This is a genomic window from Marinobacter sp. EhC06 (assembly GCF_001650915.1).
Lineage (GTDB): Bacteria > Pseudomonadota > Gammaproteobacteria > Pseudomonadales > Oleiphilaceae > Marinobacter.
This window is the reverse complement of the sequence record NZ_LXYO01000023.1, coordinates 1,050,956-1,069,365: the sequence shown is the minus strand read 5'-3', so window position 1 is coordinate 1,069,365 and position 18,410 is coordinate 1,050,956. Positions and strand designations below refer to the sequence as shown.

The window sequence follows — 18,410 nt, the reverse complement described above, 5'->3', positions numbered from 1 at the left end:
TAGCCTTCGGGTAAGCCAAGGTTCAGACCCGCCAGAACAAAGGAGCGATTCCCGTGCCACAATTGAGAAACTGGAATCAGGTGTATGTTTTGAAAGGGTTTTCTTTTATTCAATCGAAAAACAACGGGCCCTGGCACCGTTGAAACTGTTTCAGGAATGAAACAGGGAGGGCAAACAAAAAGGAGGATAGGTACGTTTTATAGCGTCGTCTCAGACACTTACGTGAAATTCGCAGTGTCAGAAAAACAAAACCCCGCTCTAGGCGGGGTTTTGGGGATTGAAGCGAACCCTCGGGCCCGCTTCAGCAACACCTGAACAGTCTATTAGCCGAACTGGTTCATGGTGTTGTCTTTACCGCCGGCCTTCAGGGCCGCGTCACCAGCGAAGAATTCCTTGTGGTCGTCACCGATGTTGGAACCAGCCATATCCTGGTGCTTGACGGTGGCGATGCCCTGACGGATTTCCTTGCGCTGTACGCCGGCAACGTAGGCCAGCATGCCTTCGTCACCGAAGTAGCCCTTGGCCAGGTTGTCAGTAGACAGGGCGGCAGTGTGGTAAGTCGGCAGGGTGATCAGGTGGTGGAAGATACCTGCTTCGCGTGAACCGTCACGCTGGAAGTTACGGCACCACTCGTCGGCCAGCTGACCCAGCTCGGTGTTGTCGTACTCTTCGCTCATCAGCTTGTCGCGGTCGTAAGCAGAAACGTCCTTGCCCTCTTCCTTCCAGGCGTCGAATACCTGCTGACGGAAGTTCAGGGTCCAGTTGAAGGACGGGCTGTTGTTGTAGACCAGCTTGGCATCGGGCACCACTTCCTTGATGCGGTTAACCATGGCTGCGATCTGACCAACGTGCGGCTTCTCGGTTTCGATCCACAGCAGGTCAGCACCGTTCTGCAGGCTGGTGATGCAGTCCAGAACAACACGGTCTTCGCCAGTGCCCGGACGGAACTGGAACAGACCGGAAGGCAGACGCTTGGGCTTCATCAGCTTGCCGTCAGACTTGATGACAACGTCGCCATTGTCGATCTGGGAAGCGTCGTCGATGTACTCGCCATCGAGGAAGCTGTTGTACTGGTCGCCCAGGTCACCAGGCTCCTCAGTAACGGCCAGCTTCTGGGTCAGGCCAGCACCCAGGGAGTCGGTACGGGCAACGATAACACCGTCGTCCACACCCAGCTCCAGGAACGCCAGACGAACGGCGTTGATCTTGGACAGGAAGTCGGCGTGCGGAACAGTTACCTTGCCATCCTGGTGACCACACTGCTTCTCATCAGACACCTGGTTCTCGATCTGGATGCAGCAGGCACCGGCTTCGATCATCTGCTTGGCCAGCAGGTATGTGGCTTCGGCGTTACCAAAACCGGCGTCGATGTCGGCAATGATCGGCACAACGTGTGTTTCGTGGCTGTCGATCTGCTTGATCAGCTCTTCAGCTTTGGCGTTGTCGCCGGCTTTCTCAGCTTCTTCCAGGGCACGGAACAGGTGGTTCAGTTCCCAGGCATCCGCCTGACGCAGGAAGGTGTACAGCTCTTCGATCAGGCCGGATACGGCAGTCTTCTCGTGCATGGACTGGTCAGGCAGCGGACCGAACTCGGAACGCAGGGCAGCAACCATCCAGCCAGACAGGTAGAGGTAGCGACGCTTGGTGGTACCGAAGTGCTTCTTGATCGACAGCATCTTCTGCTGGCCGATGAAGCCGTGCCAGCAACCCAGGGACTGGGTGTACTGGGAAGTGTCCTTGTCGTAGTTCGCCATGTCTTCGCGCATGATCTTGGCTGTGTACTTGGCGATGTCCAGACCAGTCTTGAACTTGTTCTGGGCGCGCATGCGAGCGGCGTGCTTCGGGTTGATAGCGTTCCAGGTCGGGTGCTGCTTCAACAGGGAAGCAATCTGGTCAACGTCTTGTGCGTAGGGCATGGTCTCAATCCTTTCTACGTTGGTTTTCTAAGTCGATAGGGAGAAGCGTACAGCAACTTCCGAAGCCAAAAGCCTGCTCACTTTTTGAGCAAAGCGATGACATTGGTGGTTACTTTAGTGGTTTCAAATTTATAATTGAAATTTATATGATCTATTTTCGGCATTTTTCTGGTGAATGCCGAAAAGGTGCAGGTTTTGAGTTGGATCAACACAGGAACAGTGACTATTGTTACTGTTATTGATGAGCACTTCCTACCGGAACCCACCAGGCGCAAACAGTGTTCTATCTGCGAACTTTCAGCCATTCCCTTGTGCATGCCCTGAAGAACCTGTTTCCGATCATCGCCGTTGTTGTCTTCTTCCAGCTTGTCATTCTCCAGCAAATGCCGGAGAACACACTGGCGATGGCCATCGGGTTACTGATCGTGGCGGTGGGCGTTGCCCTGTTTCTCCAGGGTCTTGAACTCAGCATTTTTCCGGTCGGAAAAAGCCTGTCCAATCAGTTTGCCAGAAAGGGCTCCGTACCGGTTCTGCTTTCTTTCGGCTTCGCCATGGGTTTTTCAGCAGTAGTGGCAGAACCGGCGCTGATTGCTGTGGCCCAGCAAGCGGAAGAAGTCAGCGAGGGCAAAATCAAGGCCCTCACGCTCAGAATCCTCGTGGCCGTATCTGTCGGCCTGGTGGTGGCCCTGGGCGTATTCAGAACCATCTTCGGTTACCCGCTCCACTGGTTCATGATCATCGGCTATATCGTGGTGGTGATCATCACCTGGTTCGCGCCACCTGAAATTGTCGGCCTTGCCTACGATTCCGGCGGCGTAACCACCAATATCGTTACCGTTCCCCTGATTGCAGCTCTGGGCATTGGTCTGGCGGCTTCCATTCGGGGGCGCAATCCGCTACTCCATGGTTTTGGCCTGGTGGCACTCGCTGTAATGGTCCCCATGATCACCGTTCAACTCTACGGGATTGTGGTCTATTCCGGTGACACGGCAGATCCAACGGTGCTGCCAACCCTGACCCAGAATGGAACAGCCGATCAAACACCGGTTCTGCTAGGCATGCTACTCGATCTTGCCGGGATGGTCCGGGATGTCCTGCCAATCATTATCACCATTCTGTTTTTTCAGTATCTGGTATTGCGCCGGGGGCTGACCAATCCCCGCAAGATCCTGTTCGGGTTTGCGCTGGTGGTGCTGGGGCTTTATGCCTTCGTGGTCGGTCTGAAACTGGGCCTTTTTCCAATTGGCACCAGTATGGCCCGGCAGCTGATGAGCATGGAGGGCTTCGTGTTCGTCTATCTGTTCGCGTTCATGATCGGCTTTGCCACCACCATGGCCGAACCGGCATTGATCGCGATCGGGCATCAGGCGGAACAGGCGGCCGCCGGCACCATTAATGGCAATGCAATCAGAATCATAGTGGCCATCGGGGTCGCCGTGGGGATCACCCTTGGGGTCCACAGGATTATCAGTGGCGATTCAATTCACCATTACATCATTGGCGGCTATATTCTGGTAATTATTCTGACCGCGCTGGCGCCCAGGTGCATCATACCCCTGGCATACGACCTTGGCGGCGTAACCACCTCAGAGGTTACCGTGCCATTGGTGACCGCTCTGGGTATTGGCCTGGCGAGCAGCATTGAAGGCCGCAACGTGCTGATCGACGGTTTCGGTCTGATCGCCTTCGCGTCCATCTTTCCGATTGTGACGGTGATGAGCTACGCCATCGTTGTTGAAATGCTTGCAAAGCAGAGGAAAACAGACTCATGAAATTTTCGGTACTGGTTGCAATCGTTCCCGAGGATCAGGAGCAGGACTGCGTCGATGCCGCAAGGGATCTTGGCGCCGGTGGCATTACCGTGCTTTCCGGTCGAGGCATCAGTAACACCGCCAAGAAAACCTTCTTCGGCCTGACCTACGATGGCAGCCAGAGCATTCTGCTGATGGTGCTGGAGAAGGGCCTTTCGCTCGATATTCTGAAGGCCATACAGAGGATACTTATGCCAGACCATAACGATTCAAAGGGCCTTGTGTTCACGATTCCCCTCGAACACCTGGGCGGGATCGATATGTCACAGGTTGCGAAGTTCGAACAACACCTGAAAGATTCACTGTAACCGGAGAACAGCCATGAAACTGGTCAAAGATGTGATGGTGCGGGACGTAGTTACCATCTCTCCGTTTGCCAGCATCCGTGAGGCGCTTTCAAAGATGAAGCAGCATTCTTTGAAGTCTCTGGTGGTGGAAAAGACAAGCGAGCACGATGCCTGGGGGCTGATTACCTATACCAATGTACTGAAAACCGTCATCGCCGAAGACGGCGATATAGATCTTCTGAATGTTTACGACGCCTGCGCCAAGCCTGTGATCAGCGTCGGTGAGAACCTGAACGTCCGACATGCGGCGAGCCTGATGAGCAAATACCGGGTAAAGCGTCTTCTGGTTCTGGCCGACAATGATCTCAAAGGCTTCGTGGTCATGGACGACATCATGGCGGCCCTGCTCGAGAGCATCGACTGATGACCGATCAGGTCAGGCACATCACCACCAGCCGGTCGCCCGGCTGCAACTCCAGATAGTCCTTCCGGGACGGATTCAGTTGCAGGTGACGCCCACGTTCATTGGCCTTGTTGCGAAAGACACCCAGGGCAAGTTCACCTTCTGCTGCCACAGTCTTCTCCAGAACCTGAAAAGTCGCACTGGCGGGCAATGGGTAGTCCGCGGGGTCCCGGAACTGGATCTCGGCACCGCCAACGGTGAACAGCTCATCCAGCACGATCCGAAGCTCCCGCCGCAGGGCAACCTGGGCCAGAACGTGACTCAGAATCATGGGACTGATCAACATTTCACTCTGGTGCCCGTACAAAAGGTGGCGGTTATCCGGGTCACTCAGCTCCATTATCAGCTGGGGCCTTCGGGCAAACTCGGCCAGGATATCCTCAAGCTGGAGGTAACCTACCATCGCCCGAGCATCGGCCTCTTCGCCTGAGGCCAGACGGTCGCTGCTAAGCAGGATCACGGTATCGTAGCCCGCCGGCCCAATCCGGCGCAGCTCACCTTCCACCATGTAATCCGCCTCGATATGCCGACAGGTCAGGCGTTCGGAATTCTCCACGTACTGGGCAATGGCCTGTTCCCGCTCGGCTCTCGGAACCACGGAAACCAGGTCCACTTCAAAATGACGGTGTCCGTAGCTCAGAAATTCCGCGATCAGACTGGGCACCCGCCGGTTCCAGCCCAACACCAGAACCCGGTGATTCGCCTGATCGGCATGCCGGTCGACACGCACCGCTTGTCCTCTCTCCAGCCCTGGCAAGGTTGCCTTTTTGGGATCGGGTTCGGTCTCGGAGTAGTCCCGGGCCATAATGACGACGCGATCGGCCGGATCAATTCGCGAGTCTGAAGGTGCCAGCAGCTGGACGTCCCAGCCTGCATCGCGATGTTTCAGAAGCCCCAACACGATAACCTCGGGCCGGGCCGCGGCCAGCTCACCAAGCGTCATTCCGCCCAGCGATTCTCCGCCCCGGATATAGATTTCGTTGCCCTCGCCGGCCGTGAGCAACTCGTTGTAAACCTCCGACAGCCCGGGATGAAGAATGTTCTGAACCATGAGACGACTGATGGTGGCATCGCCGGCCACGACTTCCACCGCGCCGGGATAGGCCCGTTCAATCACCGGTAACTTTCGGACGTCCTGGATCTCAGCCACGACGAACGGCAAGGAAGCCTGAAAGTGTCTTGCCTGGGCGGCAATGGAAAGCAGCGCCTTAACCGTTTCCACATCCGATGTCACCAGGCTGCCGGCCTCATGGGCTGCGCTGGGAACGATCACGGCCGCTGCATCCAGGCAGGCCACCCGGTGCAGGGCATCCGGCTGGATCGCCGACCCTGAACGCAGGATGATCTGGCGGGCTCGGCGGCCGATACCTGGTTCGCTCCGAAGCTCATGAACCTGAGCCGCAGAGGCGTCCTCCGACAGCACGACAAGGTTGAGCTTCTGGGCGTCATGCTTTTCCAGAAACCGTCTCATCCGGCCGCTGGAACCCAGCAACTCGGAGAGCAGGGGCAGCGTCTGGCTGGTCCAGCCCAACACCACCACATGGTTTTTGAGTGTCACCGGCGTGAGGCCCCGCTCAAGGTCCGCCATTTTGGCAATCAACCACCGTGTCAGGATGGCCACCAGGGTGCCCATAAACACCACATAACCGCTGATGGTCAGTAGGGTTGAAACAAAGCGCTGCCAGGTCCCTACATCATCACCCAGATAACCGGGATCAGTCAGTCTCAGGAAAGCCCACCAGATGGCCGAGCCCGGCTCCTCGAAGTCACCGCCCTGGGGAACCACCAGGAGGCCGCCGATCAGCGATATCAGGCCGATAAACACACCGACCACAAGAAGCTGAAACCCGGCACCCTTCACCAGTTGGCGCTCCAGTATGAATTTCACTCGGTCGATCAGCCGGAAAGGCAGCATGTCATTCCTTTTTTTGGACGGATTCTCATCGCCAAAGGGTAAACCATTCGGAGACTTTAAGAATCAACGTTTTATCCGGAAGACTGATCAGTCTCAGCGCCGGGTCGAGAAATCAGACGCAAGGCTTCGTCCAGGGAGGAAGTATAGCGGCTAACGCCAGCTACCGGCGTAACCCCGGCGCGAGCGAGGGTTCGCAAAGGCTGAAACTGGAGATCGGCAATGACGATCTGAGTGCCGTCCCGTTCACAGGTGGCGATGAGCTTGTTCAGGGCGGACAGCCCGCCGGCATCGAGAATCGTGACGCCGTCCATATAAAGGATGAACCCGCGGGCATTGCGGGACAGAGCCGCCAGCTCACCGAAGATCCGGTCGGCGGCGGCAAAGAACAGAGGCCCGTTGATCTTGAAGACCTGCCAGCCATCGGGCAGTTCGTAGTCAGCAATACGATTGCTCAGGGTGATATCCGTGACCCGGGTCATCTGTGCCATTTCCCGCATGAACAGGACCGCCGCCAGCAAAACGCCGGTGGTGATGGCAATCACCATATCCAGCAATACCGTGAGCGAAAAACAGGTGAGAAAAACCAGAATGTCGCTGCGCGGCGCTGTTTTCAGCAGATGCAGCGACTTAGGCGCCTCACTCATGTTCCAGGCCACCATAATCAGCAAGGCCGCCATGGCCGGCATGGGCAGGTACGCCAGTAGCCCCGCCAGCGACACCAGGGCGAGTAGCACCACCAGAGAATGAACCATTGCGGATACCGGTGACTCGGCGCCGGCGCGGTAATTGGCTGCCGAACGTGCAATGGCTGCGGTCGCAGTAATGCCGCCGAAAAACGGCGTAATGATGTTGCCCAGGCCCTGCCCCATTAACTCGCTGTTGGCGCTGTGACGTTTGCCGGTCATGCCATCCAGTACTACGGCACAGAGCAGGGATTCGATAGCACCGAGCATGGCGATGGCAAAGGCTGCTGGCAGCAGATCCCGAACCAGCGACCAGGACACCCCGATCGGCTCTCCCGATGCTCCCGCCTGCTGCCAGGGCCAGGCAAATTCCGGCAGAAAAGGCGGAATACCGGCCCCCACTGAACCATCCGGCAACAGATAGCTGAATCTTGAGCCGATCGTCTCAACCGATGCGCCCTGGGCATTCAACCACAGCGCCAGAAGACTCCCGATCACCACGGCCGGCAGGTGGGGTGGCACCGGGGTTTTAAGTTTTGGCCAGAGCAACATGCAGGCGAGGGTGACACCAGCCACAAGCGTGCTCATGCCATCGAACTCCGGCAGCGCTCCTGCCAGTAGCGCGAGCTTGTCCCAGTAGTGTTCGGGCATATCGCCAACCGGCAGGCCCAGAAAGTCCCGGACCTGCAGAGTGGCAATCACCACCGCAATGCCTCCGGTGAATCCCAGGGTGACAGACTCGGGAATATACTCAATGAAGCGGCCCAGGCGCATCAGGGCCATGAGAATCAGCAGAACGCCGGACATCAAAGTGGCCAACAGCAAACCACCCAGCCCATAGTTCTGGGCGATGGGGTAGAGAATGACCACGAAGGCGGCGGTGGGGCCGGAGATACTGAACCGGCTGCCGCCAGTCAGTGCGATCACAAACCCGGCGATAATGGCGGTATAGAGCCCGTACTGTGGTGCAACACCACTGGCAATCGCCAGCGCCATGGCCAGTGGTATGGCAATAATACCCACCGTTACACCGGCCATCAGGTCGCGCAGGAAACGGCGGCCCCGATAGGGTTCATCAATGCAGGCTTCCCGGAATGCGTGAGCCATCCGGAGTGAGAACAGGTGGGCGCGATGCGGCATGAAAGGCTCGTTAATTGCCAAGGTTCAGGAATTGCAACGGATGCCTGTAAATTATATGCTCATTTTATATCCATTCAATGTTAATCTGATTAACATATCTGAAAATCACCAGACGTGAAGAACAACCCTATGGAAAAACGCACTGCCCGCCTGACGCTGCTGATCGACCCGGACAAAAAGGCCGCCTTTGAGGAACTGTGCAAGCAGGAGGATGTAACGCCCTCCCAGAGAGTGCGCCAATTCATCCGGGAATATGTGGAAGAAAGATTGGGGCCGGACTGGCGCGAAGAACGCGAAAAAAGATCCTGACTGTGATCATAACGTAAGGAATACCATGAAAGTTCTCGCGCCCGCCCTGCTATTTGCCTCACTCTCTGCTCTGAACGGATGTACCGCCATGCCTTCTTCAAATGCTCAGGAAGCCACACTGTCGGCACCTCAAACCCAGTACGATGCCCGGATAGTGCGGCCGGAAAACAACACCGTCCTGACTCCGGAGGAGTTGGCGCAGCGACTGGTCAACACGGATGTCGTGGTTGTGGGGGAATACCATGGGCACCACGGTTCCCATCTTCTGCAGTCCCGGCTTCAGGCGGCATTGTATCGGCTGCGGCCAGAGCAGGTTCTTGCCATGGAGCAGTTCAATCTGGACCATCAGGATGAGCTGAATGGGTATCTGCAGGGTGAGATCGGCGAAACCGAAATGATTGAGGATGCCGGCGCCTGGGACAACTACCGCGGCTTCTACCGACCACTGGTGGAATTTGCACGCCAGCTCAATTTGCCGGTGATCGCTGCCAATGCGCCTGCAGAAGTGGTCCGCTGTGTGGGCCGGAAAGGCCCTGAGTACCTCGACAGTGTCTCTGAGACCATAAAGCAGAAGTTACCCGCCGATCCCTTCATGGACACCCCGGCTTACCGGGAAAAGTTCATGGCAGCCATTGGCGCCAGCCATCAGGCTGACGACACCATGAGCCAGCGGATGGAGAACACCTACAAGGCCCAGTTGCTCCGGGACAACACCATGGCCGCCGGCATTCTTCAGGCCCGGGCAGAGTATCCGGGGCACCAGGTCCTGCACCTGACCGGCACCTTCCACAGCGAAGAGGGGCTGGGAACGGTGGCATTGCTGAAACAGCGAGCACCAGAGTTATCTGTTGCCGTTGTCAGTCCGGTATTCTGGCCTTCGGACGTCAACGAACCACCACTGGACCGGAATCGCGCAAAAGGTGACTTCGTTTACTTCATCCAGCCCCTGCCCGACGAATTCCAGGACTCCGAGCGCGAACGCAAAGCCATGCAGGCCCGTTTCAGCCGATCGACCGACAAGACCTGTGACTAGAAATCGCCGCTACCGATCTGCCACGCCCGATTCGTGCTTGAGGGCTTCATCGAATATGGAAAGGTCCTGATCGCTGAACAGGACAAACCGGACAAGGCGAACAGAATTGAGATCCGCCCGGGTGTCGGCGACCGCTTTCATGGCCACGGCGGCTGCATCTTGCAACGGGTAACCAAAAACACCGGTAGAGATGGCAGGAAAGGCAATGGACACCAGCCCATGACGATCTGCCAGCAACAGGGCGTTCCTGAAACAATCCGCCAGCAAACGGTCGGATGGCTCATCAACTCCGTAGACCGGCCCCAGGCAGTGGATGACATACTGGTTCGGCAGGTTATGGGCCGAACTGATTACGGCCTGGCCTGGCCTGATGGGCGCCAGTGCGCGGCATTCCTCTGCCAGCCCCGGGCCGGCCGCACTGTGAATGGCACCGGCCACGCCACTGCCGGGCAGAAGTTCGGCATTGGCAGCATTCACGATTACATCCATATCCTGCTGTGCGGCGATGTTGCCTTTGACACACTCAACTTTCACAGCCGTCATGATTCCTCCCTTTCAGCCTGGGGCGTGAAGCGCTAATCTTGTTCCTGATCTTCAGGATAGCAGCTGTCAAACGGACGCTTTCCGGAACTTTCCGGTTGTGCAACACAGGGAACACTCCATGAAACTTCTCGCCTCGCTGATTCTCGGTATCAGCGCCATTATCTCCGCAGCTCTGATCGGCAGCGGCCTTACCGACCTGCGCACCGGCGACCGCTATGTCACCGTCAAGGGTGTGGCTGAACGGGAAGTGAATGCAGATCTTGCCTTGTGGCCTATCCGCTTTGTTGCGACCGGGGCGTCGCTGAGTGAGGCCCAGGACAAGGCCAGAAGTAGCCGGGATGCGATCATGGCATTCCTGAAGTTGCAGGCCATTGACCAGGATGCGGTCGAGCTCCAGCGCCTGGATGTCACCGATACCAGGGCCAACCCCTACCAGGCCAATAACGGCGAGCAGAAATTCATCATCAGTCAGACTCTTATGGTTCGCAGCACCGATATCGACCGGATTCGACAGGCCGCACAGGGTGTCAGTGAGCTGGTGGACTCGGGGGTGGTGCTGTCTTCCGACTACGGCCCATCCGGCCCGACTTATCTGTTTAATGGTCTCAACGAAATCAAGCCGGAAATGATTGCGGAGGCCACGGCATCGGCGCGGGAAGCCGCCGCCCAGTTCGCCCAGGATGCCAAGGCGGAACTCGGGGGCCTGCGCCGGGCCAATCAGGGCGTTTTCCAGATACTGGCACGGGATCAGGCACCGGGCATCATGGAAGGGCAACAACCGGTTAAAACCGTTCGGGTGGTCTCAACGGTCGAGTATTATCTCCGGTAGCCGGCGAGGCTACTGCGTTGCCACCATCTCATCAGTCACCTGATATTCACCCGCCAACCAGCGCAGGATCTCGTTGGCCGCGGGGTGGTCAAAGGCATCGTAGGTATGCTGAAGACTCTGCCGCTTTTCATCACTGATCCGGCCCAGACCGGTGTCCTGCAACACCAGTAGATCCGCATGCAGCTGCGCCGCCAGTTCCCTGCCCAGCACCTCCCGGGCGACATGGCGGAACGCCTGACCGTATTGATAGGACGGCCCAAGCCGATAGGATTCTGCCAGGGTTATGGCCGGAATCGCTGTTAATGTGGGCTGCAGGGCCGGGTTGATCCCGTGGCCGGCCAGGTGCGCTGCATTTGCCGCAGGCCGCCCGGTGAACGCACGAAGATGCAGGTGTTGAGACATGCGGTCACCATCATTGACCGGGTAGTTATCCCAGAGTACGGGCTTGCGCCCGAGCAGATCCCCGACCCGTTTCAGATGTCCTGGAGATATTTCCCGGGAACACACTTCCTCTCCGGTCCAGAAGACGTTGACCGAGTGGTCCAGCTTGCGTCCGAGCGTCTCCAGATAATCTGCCGGACGCTCCCCGAACACCCGGTCCAGCACCGGATCGTCGGAATAGTAACTGGGACAGACACTCAGATGCCTGATGGTTGTGCGATCACGTACCCAGTGCACTATGTCTGCCTGGGTGCTGGCAAGGTCGGGAGTATCGGAGCGCATGTCGTCAAACAGGATCGCCAGTTCATCAATGCCTGTGCGTTCCAGTTGGGTGAGTTTGTCTGCCAACGCTGCGCGAGCGTCATCGTCGAACCGGTTGAATACCTCGAACGGGCTCAGGCCCACCCCGAAACGCATCCCCTCATGACGGCAGAAACGGGCAAACTCGGCCAGCTCAGAGGCCATGGCCGGTGGGTGGGGCTGCTGCCACCTGCGACGGAGGAAGGCATCGGCCTTGGGGGCATAGAGATAAAATCCGTAGCCGTGGGGGGCCAGAGTGCGGACCAGATGCCGACGTTCCTGCCAGGTCCACATGGGGCCGTAGAATCCTTCAATGATGCCGAGTGTCGTTGCCATAGCCAATTTCCGCTCTGCTGGTTCCCGGGTCCGGTTCAGGTACCCAATAACCTCTAATTTTGACTAGACTTACCGGTAAAGCCAACTACAAACGATCCGCCCCGGCAAGGAGCAATGCAATGGAGATAAAAACGTTCGAGGACCTTATCGAATGGACCCGACAGCTGCACGCATATCTGGCGCGGTGCCTGAAAGAATCTGCCAAACTGAACAACGACGAACGTGCCAGCGCGCTTCTTGATTACCTTGCTGGTCACGAGGCCCTGCTGGAAAAAGCCGTCACTGAATTTGAGAAGCAGGCTGATCCCAAGGCCATGCACACCCGCATGTACGACTATTTGAACCATAAGCCGATCAAGGCCAGCGCCGACTCATATACTCACTACGCCTCCATGTCGTTCGCTGACATCGCCAAAGAGGTATTCCATTTCCACGACCAGGTCATGGACCTCTACGACTCCCTGATCGGAAAGGCGGAAATCCCCGAAGCCAAGTCACTGCTGGAAGACCTTCTGGCCCTGGAAGAGCATGAGGCCATGCGTCTCGCCAGCCAGATTGGCCGGATGGAAGACCTCTGATCCGCCTTACGACCAAGGTCGTACACCTGGCGGTTTTTGATTTCGTTTGTTAACGATAATTGCTAACGTGAACTAGCATCAAGAGTGGTTTTTCCCCAAAAGGGGGACCCTCGACCCACAAAAAAGATAAGAGGATAGAAGAGCAATGAAGATCCGTTCTGTTCTTTCCGCGGCTGTGCTGGCTGTGGCAACAACCTTTGCCTCCACACAGGCGCTCGCCCAAGACACCTTTACACTCCGCCTTGCAGAAACCTGGGGGCCAAACTTCCCGATTTTCGGTGATACCACCAAGCGCTTTGCCGAAACCGTAGAGAAAATGTCTGACGGACGACTCAAAGTCCGCATCGACTCCGCCAACAAACACAAAGCCCCGCTGGGTGTGTTTGATATGGTCAAGGCTGGTCAGTACGACATGGGCCACTCCGCATCCTACTACTGGAAAGGCAAGGTTCCCGAGACCCTGTTCTTCACCAGCATGCCGTTTGGCATGAACGCCATGGAACAGTACGCCTGGTTCTACCACGGCGGCGGCATGGAACTGATGCAGGAAGTCTATGAGCCCCACAACATGCTGTCCTTCCCGGGCGGTAACACCGGCGTGCAGATGGGTGGCTGGTTCCGCAAGGAAATCAACTCCCTGGAAGACCTGGAAGGTCTGAAAATGCGCATCCCCGGCTTTGCTGGTGAAGTGTTTGCTGAAGTTGGCGTAAACCCCACCAACATCGCTCCGGGTGAGCTCTATACCGCACTTGAGCGCAACACCATCGATGCGGTTGAGTGGGTAGGCCCAGCTCTGGACCTGCGTCTCGGTTTCCAGCAGATTGCCGACTATTACTACACCGGTTGGCATGAGCCGGCCACCGAGCTCCAGTTCCTGATCAACAAGCGGGTATGGGAGAAGCTGCCGGCGGACCTGCAGGAAATCATGCGTGTTGCAATGCGTACCGCTTCCTACGACATGTTGGTTCATTCCCAGCACGCCAACGCCGAAGCCTGGGCCAACATTCGTGAAGAATACCCGAATGTCCAGATCAAGCAGTTCCCGGATGACATTTTCGACGCGATGTATGCCGCCAACAACAAGCTGCTGAAAGAAGCAGCTGCTGAAAGCGACATGGCTGCCAAGATCATCGAGTCCCAGCAGAACTATCTTGAGCAGAGCCGCGCTTACACCAACATTTCCGAGCGCGCTTACCTCAACACCATGGCCGAAGTCGAGTAAGATATAGGCTGAAACGGAGCCGGGATCGCTCTACGAGTGATCCCGGTTTTGTCGTTTATAGCAACTGAAAAAGCGCCAGCTCTCCTGGCGGGGGATCATCAATGCGGTGGATTATCAAACTGGACGAGGGGCTCTCGCGCCTGTCCACATTCTGTGGCTGGGTTGCCTGTGTCGCGATGATACTGATGGCAGCCAACGTCTTTTACGACGTCGTAGCCCGCTACGCCTTCAATAACGTTTCAATCGGCATGCAGGAAATGGAGTGGCACCTATATTCGGTGGTGTTCCTGCTGGGTATACCCTACGCATTGCGCACGGATGGTCATGTTCGGGTCGACGTTTTCTACACCAAGTGGAGCAACAAGGCCAAGGCCTGGGTAAACCTGGTGGGTGCAATTATTTTTGTTATTCCCTTTGCCTACCTGATCGGCATATATGGCTACGATTTTGCCCTGGACTCCTACAACATGGGTGAAGGCAGTGGCGATCCCGGCGGTCTGCCCCACCGCTGGATTATCAAGTCTGTCATCCCTATCAGTGCAGTCTTCATCGGCATTGCTGGCCTGAATATGGTCACCTATGCGATACGGGTTATGTCGGGAGAGAAAGAATACGAAGGTGAGCACAGCGCAGGAGGCCTCGCATGATCGGTATGATTATGTTCGGTGTCGCCCTGCTGATGCTGATGCTGGGCTTCCCCGTAGCATTCACCTTCGGTGGCGTTGCACTGTTTTTCGGAATATTCGCCGAGGGCATGGACCTCTTTGCCTTCATGCCCTATCGCATCATGAGCGTGATGCAAAATACCGTTCTGATGGCTGTGCCTCTGTTTATTTTCATGGGCGTGGTGCTTCAGCGCACCCGGTTGGCAGAGCAGCTGCTGACCTCCATGGGGCGGCTGTTTGGCGGCCTGCCTGGCGGCCTGGCCATTTCGACGATTCTGGTTGGTGCCCTTCTGGCAGCTTCTACCGGGGTCGTGGGCGCCAGTGTGGTGGCCATGGGCCTGATCTCGCTGCCTGTGATGCTGGCCCACAAGTATGACAAGCGGCTGGCCACCGGGACTATCTGTGCCTCCGGTACTCTTGGCCAGATCGTACCGCCCTCAATCATCCTCATCATCCTGGGTGACGTGCTTGGCCTTCCGGTCGGGGATCTGTTCAAGGCCGCGGTCTGGCCCGGCATCGTGCTGGTCGGACTATATATCGTGTATATCCTGGTTCTGACCAGACTGAAGCCTGAAACTGCTCCGGCCATGCCGGATGAGCCAGGCGTATCCCGCAAGAAGGAAATCTTCAATGCGCTGTTGGCGATCATTCCGCCGCTGGCATTGATTGTGGTGGTTCTGGGCTCGATTTTCACCGGCATTGCCACGCCAACCGAGTCATCCGCCCTCGGTGGCGTTGGCGCTGTGGTTCTGGCGATTATCTACCGGCAGTTTTCTTTCAAAATGGTGTGGGATGCGTCCAAGGACACCGTGAAGGTGACCGCCATGGTCTTCGCAATCCTGATCGGTGCCACCGCATTCTCCATGGTGTTCAGCTACACCGGCGGCGACTACCTGCTGGAAGAGTGGCTGCTCCAGCTGCCCGGTGAAAAGTGGGGCTTTATCATTCTGGCCATGGTGGTCATCCTGGTGCTGGGTTTCTTCATCGACTTCGTTGAAATCTCCTTCATCATCGTGCCGATCCTTGCGCCAGTGGCAGAAGCCATGGGCATCAACATGCTCTGGTTCGCCATCCTGATCGCGATGAACCTGCAAACCAGCTTCCTTACACCACCATTCGGGTTCTCGTTGTTCTATCTGAAGGGGGTCGCACCACCCCAGGTGCGAACAACGGATATCTACAAGGGTGTCCTGCCATTCATCCTGATACAGATGTTTGTGCTGGCACTGATTGTGATTTTCCCGGAATGGTTTGGTATGAGCTCTTCATACTGACCAAAAATACCGGGCCTCAGGGCCCGGTATTTTTTTTACCCTTCTATTTTGTGCGTCGCTATCCTTCCGATAACTCTCTTCTATTCTTGCTCAACCTGACAAAATCTCAGCCTTTTCTATACTGAACGGACAACCGGCGATTCTCAGACTGGTATTCGGGAACCCTGACGTAAATACGTCGACAAAAACATTGATGTTGAGGTTATCAAGGGAGAGCGGAGTCCATGAACCAGAGCACTGCCCAGAAACCCCGTGACAACGGGCAAGAATCCAAAAGCCACGTTCTGACGCTGCCACTGGAAAGCACACACGTTGATCGGTCACCGCACACTTATGAGCGCTGGCTGATTGCCAAGCTCATGCGTATGGCGGGATCACCTCCTCTCCGCTTCCGGCTCTGGAACGGCGATGTCATCGAACCGGAGGGCCAACACGCACAGTTCACTCTGCACCTGACCGACCCCAAAGCCCTATACGCACTGGTAACCAATCCCAACCTGGCGTTCGGCGATCTCTACAGCGCCGGTCGCCTGGAGGTAGAAGGCGACCTGCCTGACCTGATGGAAACCCTCTACCGCTCAGTTCATCGGGCGCGCCAGAAATGGCCGAAATGGCTGGAAGCCCTGTGGCGAAATCACAATCCCCGCTCAACCGGTATCTCCGAGGCCAAGGAAAACATTCACCACCATTACGACCTGGGCAACGAGTTTTACCAACTCTGGCTGGACAGCGCAGAAATGCAGTACACCTGCGCCTATTATGAGAGCCCGGACCTGTCCCTGGAACAAGCCCAGCTGGCAAAGTTGGAACACGTCTGTCGCAAGCTTCGGCTCAAACCCGGCATGACCGTGGTCGAAGCCGGTTGTGGCTGGGGCGGGCTGGCCCGCTACATGGCCCGCAACTACGGCGTCAGGGTGCACTCCTACAACATCTCCAGGGAACAGTTGGCCTATGCCAGGGAAGAGTCCCGCAAACAGGGGCTGGATCATCTGGTGGAATACGTCGAAGACGACTACCGCAATATCAGCGGACAGTATGATGCCTTTGTCTCCATCGGCATGCTGGAACACGTGGGCAAGGAAAACTACGAAGCCCTGGCCGAGCTCATCAAGCGGAGCCTGAAACCCGACGGCATCGCGCTTCTGCACAGCATTGGCCGTAATCGCCCGATGCTGATGAATGCCTGGATCGAGAAACGCATCTTCCCCGGCGCCTACCCACCGAGCATCGGCGAATTCATGCAGATTTGCGAGCACGGTGATTTCTCGGTGCTGGATGTCGAGAATCTACGCCTGCATTACGCCCAGACCCTGAGCCACTGGATGGAGCGCTTCAACGAGAACGAAGACAAGGTAACCGCCATGTACGATGGCCACTTCACCCGGGCCTGGCGCATGTATCTGGCCGGATCCATCGCCGCCTTCAGGGCCGGCTCCCTGCAGCTGTTCCAGGTGGTCTTCAGTCACGGCGATAACAACAAGCTGCCCCAGAACAGACAGGATCTCTACAACTTTCCTGCCGCACCCGAGGAGGCCTGATGGACTATTACGACCTGATCATCGTCGGTGCCGGCCCAGCCGGCTCCACCCTGGCCAGCGCTCTTGAGAACAGCGGCAAAAAAGTATTGATCATCGACAAGCAGGATTTCCCACGGGACAAGACCTGTGCCGGCTGGGTGACCCCTGCCGTTATGGAAACCCTTAACATTAACCCCGAGGAGTACGGAAAAGGACGAACAATTCAGCCCATTCGTCGTTTCCGCATCGGCATGATGGGCCAGCAGGCCGTTGAAAACGATCACGGCGAGGTGGTCAGTTATGGCATCCGCCGGTGTGAGTTCGACGATTATCTGCTCGGCCGCGTAAACAGCCCCAAGCAGCTTGCCACGCCGGTGAAATCCATCGTCCGAAGAGACGGCAACTGGGTGATCAACGGCACCTGGGAAGCACCCCTGGTGGTCGGCGCCGGTGGCCATTTCTGCCCGGTTGCACGGTTACTTGGCGACGGTCCGGGTGGCCATGAGACCGTCGTCGCCGCCAAAGAGGTAGAGTTTGAAATGACACCGGAGCAGGCCTCGGCTTGCGAAGCCCGAGGCGATACCCCGGAGCTCTGGTTCTGTCGCGATCTCAAGGGCTATGCCTGGGTCTTTCGCAAAGGCAATTACCTGAATATCGGCCTGGGCCGGGAGGACAACCACAAGCTGACCGGTCATCTCCAGGCGTTTGTCGATGATATGAAGTCCACCGGACGCATCCCGGAGGACCTGCCGGGGCGCTTCAAGGGCCACGCCTATCTGCTTTATGCCCATGCAGAGCGGCCTTTGGTGGACGACGGCATTCTGCTGATCGGCGATTCCGCCGGCCTGGCCTACACCCAGAGCGGTGAAGGCATCCGGCCAGCAATCGAATCGGCGCTGCTTGCGGCGGATGTGATACGGAACGCGCCGGATTATTCAGCGTCTTCATTGCAGGTCTACGGCGATGCCATTGCCGAACGCTTTGGCAACCGCGCAGCGGACACGGATCAGGGCTGGCAGGTTCCGGACTGGGTCAAGATGCCACTGGCCAGCAGCCTGATGCGCTCGCACTGGTTTACCAGAAAAGTGGTGACTGAGAAGTGGTTCCTCCATCAGGAAGTGCCGCCGTTGAAAGTCGCTGTCTGAGGC

The 18,410-nt window shown here is 57.1% G+C and carries 17 protein-coding genes; 12 read left to right on the top strand and 5 right to left on the bottom strand.

Features of this window, described 5'->3' with window-relative positions:
* Positions 1 to 323 precede the first annotated feature (323 nt).
* Positions 324 to 1,916 carry an isocitrate lyase gene (locus A8B84_RS14710; protein WP_064229872.1) on the bottom strand — a complete coding sequence of 531 codons (1,593 nt, stop codon included), beginning with the start codon at positions 1,914 to 1,916 and terminating at the stop codon, positions 324 to 326.
* A 278-nt stretch (positions 1,917 to 2,194) separates the two neighbouring features.
* On the opposite strand from A8B84_RS14710, the gene A8B84_RS14705 reads away from it, so the two are divergent.
* Genes A8B84_RS14705 through A8B84_RS14695 form a run of 3 tightly spaced genes read left to right on the top strand, consistent with a single transcriptional unit; the run spans position 2,195 to position 4,438 of the window.
* Complete coding sequence (locus A8B84_RS14705; RefSeq protein ID WP_064229871.1) at positions 2,195 to 3,688, top strand: DUF1538 domain-containing protein; 1,494 nt, start codon at positions 2,195 to 2,197, stop codon at positions 3,686 to 3,688.
* Positions 3,685 to 4,035, top strand: coding sequence for a hypothetical protein (locus A8B84_RS14700; protein ID WP_064229870.1), 351 nt, complete (start codon positions 3,685 to 3,687; stop codon positions 4,033 to 4,035). The genes A8B84_RS14705 and A8B84_RS14700 overlap by 4 nt, the downstream gene beginning before the upstream one ends.
* Before the next feature lie 13 nt (positions 4,036 to 4,048).
* Positions 4,049 to 4,438 carry a CBS domain-containing protein gene (locus A8B84_RS14695; protein ID WP_064229869.1) on the top strand — a complete coding sequence of 130 codons (390 nt, stop codon included), beginning with the start codon at positions 4,049 to 4,051 and terminating at the stop codon, positions 4,436 to 4,438.
* Positions 4,439 to 4,445: 7 nt separating this feature from the next.
* On the opposite strand, the gene A8B84_RS14690 is transcribed toward A8B84_RS14695, so the two are convergent.
* Positions 4,446 to 6,392, bottom strand: a complete 1,947-nt coding sequence (locus tag A8B84_RS14690; protein ID WP_064229868.1) for a CASTOR/POLLUX-related putative ion channel — start codon at positions 6,390 to 6,392, stop codon at positions 4,446 to 4,448.
* A gap of 71 nt (positions 6,393 to 6,463) precedes the next feature.
* Positions 6,464 to 8,215: a C4-dicarboxylic acid transporter DauA gene (dauA, locus tag A8B84_RS14685; RefSeq protein ID WP_064229867.1), complete on the bottom strand. Its 1,752-nt coding sequence runs from the start codon at positions 8,213 to 8,215 to the stop codon at positions 6,464 to 6,466.
* Positions 8,216 to 8,344: 129 nt separating this feature from the next.
* On the opposite strand from dauA, the gene A8B84_RS14680 reads away from it, so the two are divergent.
* Together A8B84_RS14680 and A8B84_RS14675 are read left to right on the top strand one after the other, a co-directional pair.
* Positions 8,345 to 8,524 (top strand): hypothetical protein, encoded by a 180-nt coding sequence (locus A8B84_RS14680; RefSeq protein WP_064229866.1) that lies wholly within the window; start codon positions 8,345 to 8,347, stop codon positions 8,522 to 8,524.
* A gap of 25 nt (positions 8,525 to 8,549) precedes the next feature.
* Complete coding sequence (locus A8B84_RS14675) at positions 8,550 to 9,557, top strand: ChaN family lipoprotein (RefSeq protein ID WP_227512847.1); 1,008 nt, start codon at positions 8,550 to 8,552, stop codon at positions 9,555 to 9,557.
* A 9-nt stretch (positions 9,558 to 9,566) separates the two neighbouring features.
* On the opposite strand, the gene A8B84_RS14670 is transcribed toward A8B84_RS14675, so the two are convergent.
* On the bottom strand, positions 9,567 to 10,100 hold the full coding sequence (locus A8B84_RS14670; protein WP_064229865.1) for a macro domain-containing protein: 534 nt from the start codon (positions 10,098 to 10,100) through the stop codon (positions 9,567 to 9,569).
* Positions 10,101 to 10,218: 118 nt separating this feature from the next.
* On the opposite strand from A8B84_RS14670, the gene A8B84_RS14665 reads away from it, so the two are divergent.
* Positions 10,219 to 10,929 (top strand): SIMPL domain-containing protein, encoded by a 711-nt coding sequence (locus tag A8B84_RS14665; RefSeq protein ID WP_064229864.1) that lies wholly within the window; start codon positions 10,219 to 10,221, stop codon positions 10,927 to 10,929.
* A gap of 9 nt (positions 10,930 to 10,938) precedes the next feature.
* Here A8B84_RS14665 and A8B84_RS14660 read toward each other — a convergent pair whose 3' ends face one another.
* Positions 10,939 to 12,006 carry a beta-N-acetylglucosaminidase domain-containing protein gene (locus A8B84_RS14660; protein ID WP_064229863.1) on the bottom strand — a complete coding sequence of 356 codons (1,068 nt, stop codon included), beginning with the start codon at positions 12,004 to 12,006 and terminating at the stop codon, positions 10,939 to 10,941.
* A 119-nt stretch (positions 12,007 to 12,125) separates the two neighbouring features.
* Between A8B84_RS14660 and A8B84_RS14655 the strand changes: the two genes are divergently transcribed.
* From A8B84_RS14655 to A8B84_RS14630, 6 genes are all read left to right on the top strand, one after another.
* Positions 12,126 to 12,584, top strand: coding sequence for a hypothetical protein (locus tag A8B84_RS14655; protein ID WP_064229862.1), 459 nt, complete (start codon positions 12,126 to 12,128; stop codon positions 12,582 to 12,584).
* A 145-nt stretch (positions 12,585 to 12,729) separates the two neighbouring features.
* Entirely contained in the window at positions 12,730 to 13,806 is a 1,077-nt protein-coding gene (locus A8B84_RS14650; protein WP_064229861.1) for a TRAP transporter substrate-binding protein, read from the top strand.
* A 101-nt stretch (positions 13,807 to 13,907) separates the two neighbouring features.
* Complete coding sequence (locus A8B84_RS14645) at positions 13,908 to 14,453, top strand: TRAP transporter small permease subunit (RefSeq protein ID WP_064229860.1); 546 nt, start codon at positions 13,908 to 13,910, stop codon at positions 14,451 to 14,453.
* On the top strand, positions 14,450 to 15,745 hold the full coding sequence (locus A8B84_RS14640) for a TRAP transporter large permease (protein ID WP_064229859.1): 1,296 nt from the start codon (positions 14,450 to 14,452) through the stop codon (positions 15,743 to 15,745). The genes A8B84_RS14645 and A8B84_RS14640 overlap by 4 nt, the downstream gene beginning before the upstream one ends.
* Before the next feature lie 224 nt (positions 15,746 to 15,969).
* On the top strand, positions 15,970 to 17,283 hold the full coding sequence (locus A8B84_RS14635) for an SAM-dependent methyltransferase (protein WP_064229858.1): 1,314 nt from the start codon (positions 15,970 to 15,972) through the stop codon (positions 17,281 to 17,283).
* On the top strand, positions 17,283 to 18,407 hold the full coding sequence (locus A8B84_RS14630; RefSeq protein ID WP_064229857.1) for an NAD(P)/FAD-dependent oxidoreductase: 1,125 nt from the start codon (positions 17,283 to 17,285) through the stop codon (positions 18,405 to 18,407). The genes A8B84_RS14635 and A8B84_RS14630 overlap by 1 nt, the downstream gene beginning before the upstream one ends.
* Positions 18,408 to 18,410: the final 3 nt, after the last annotated feature.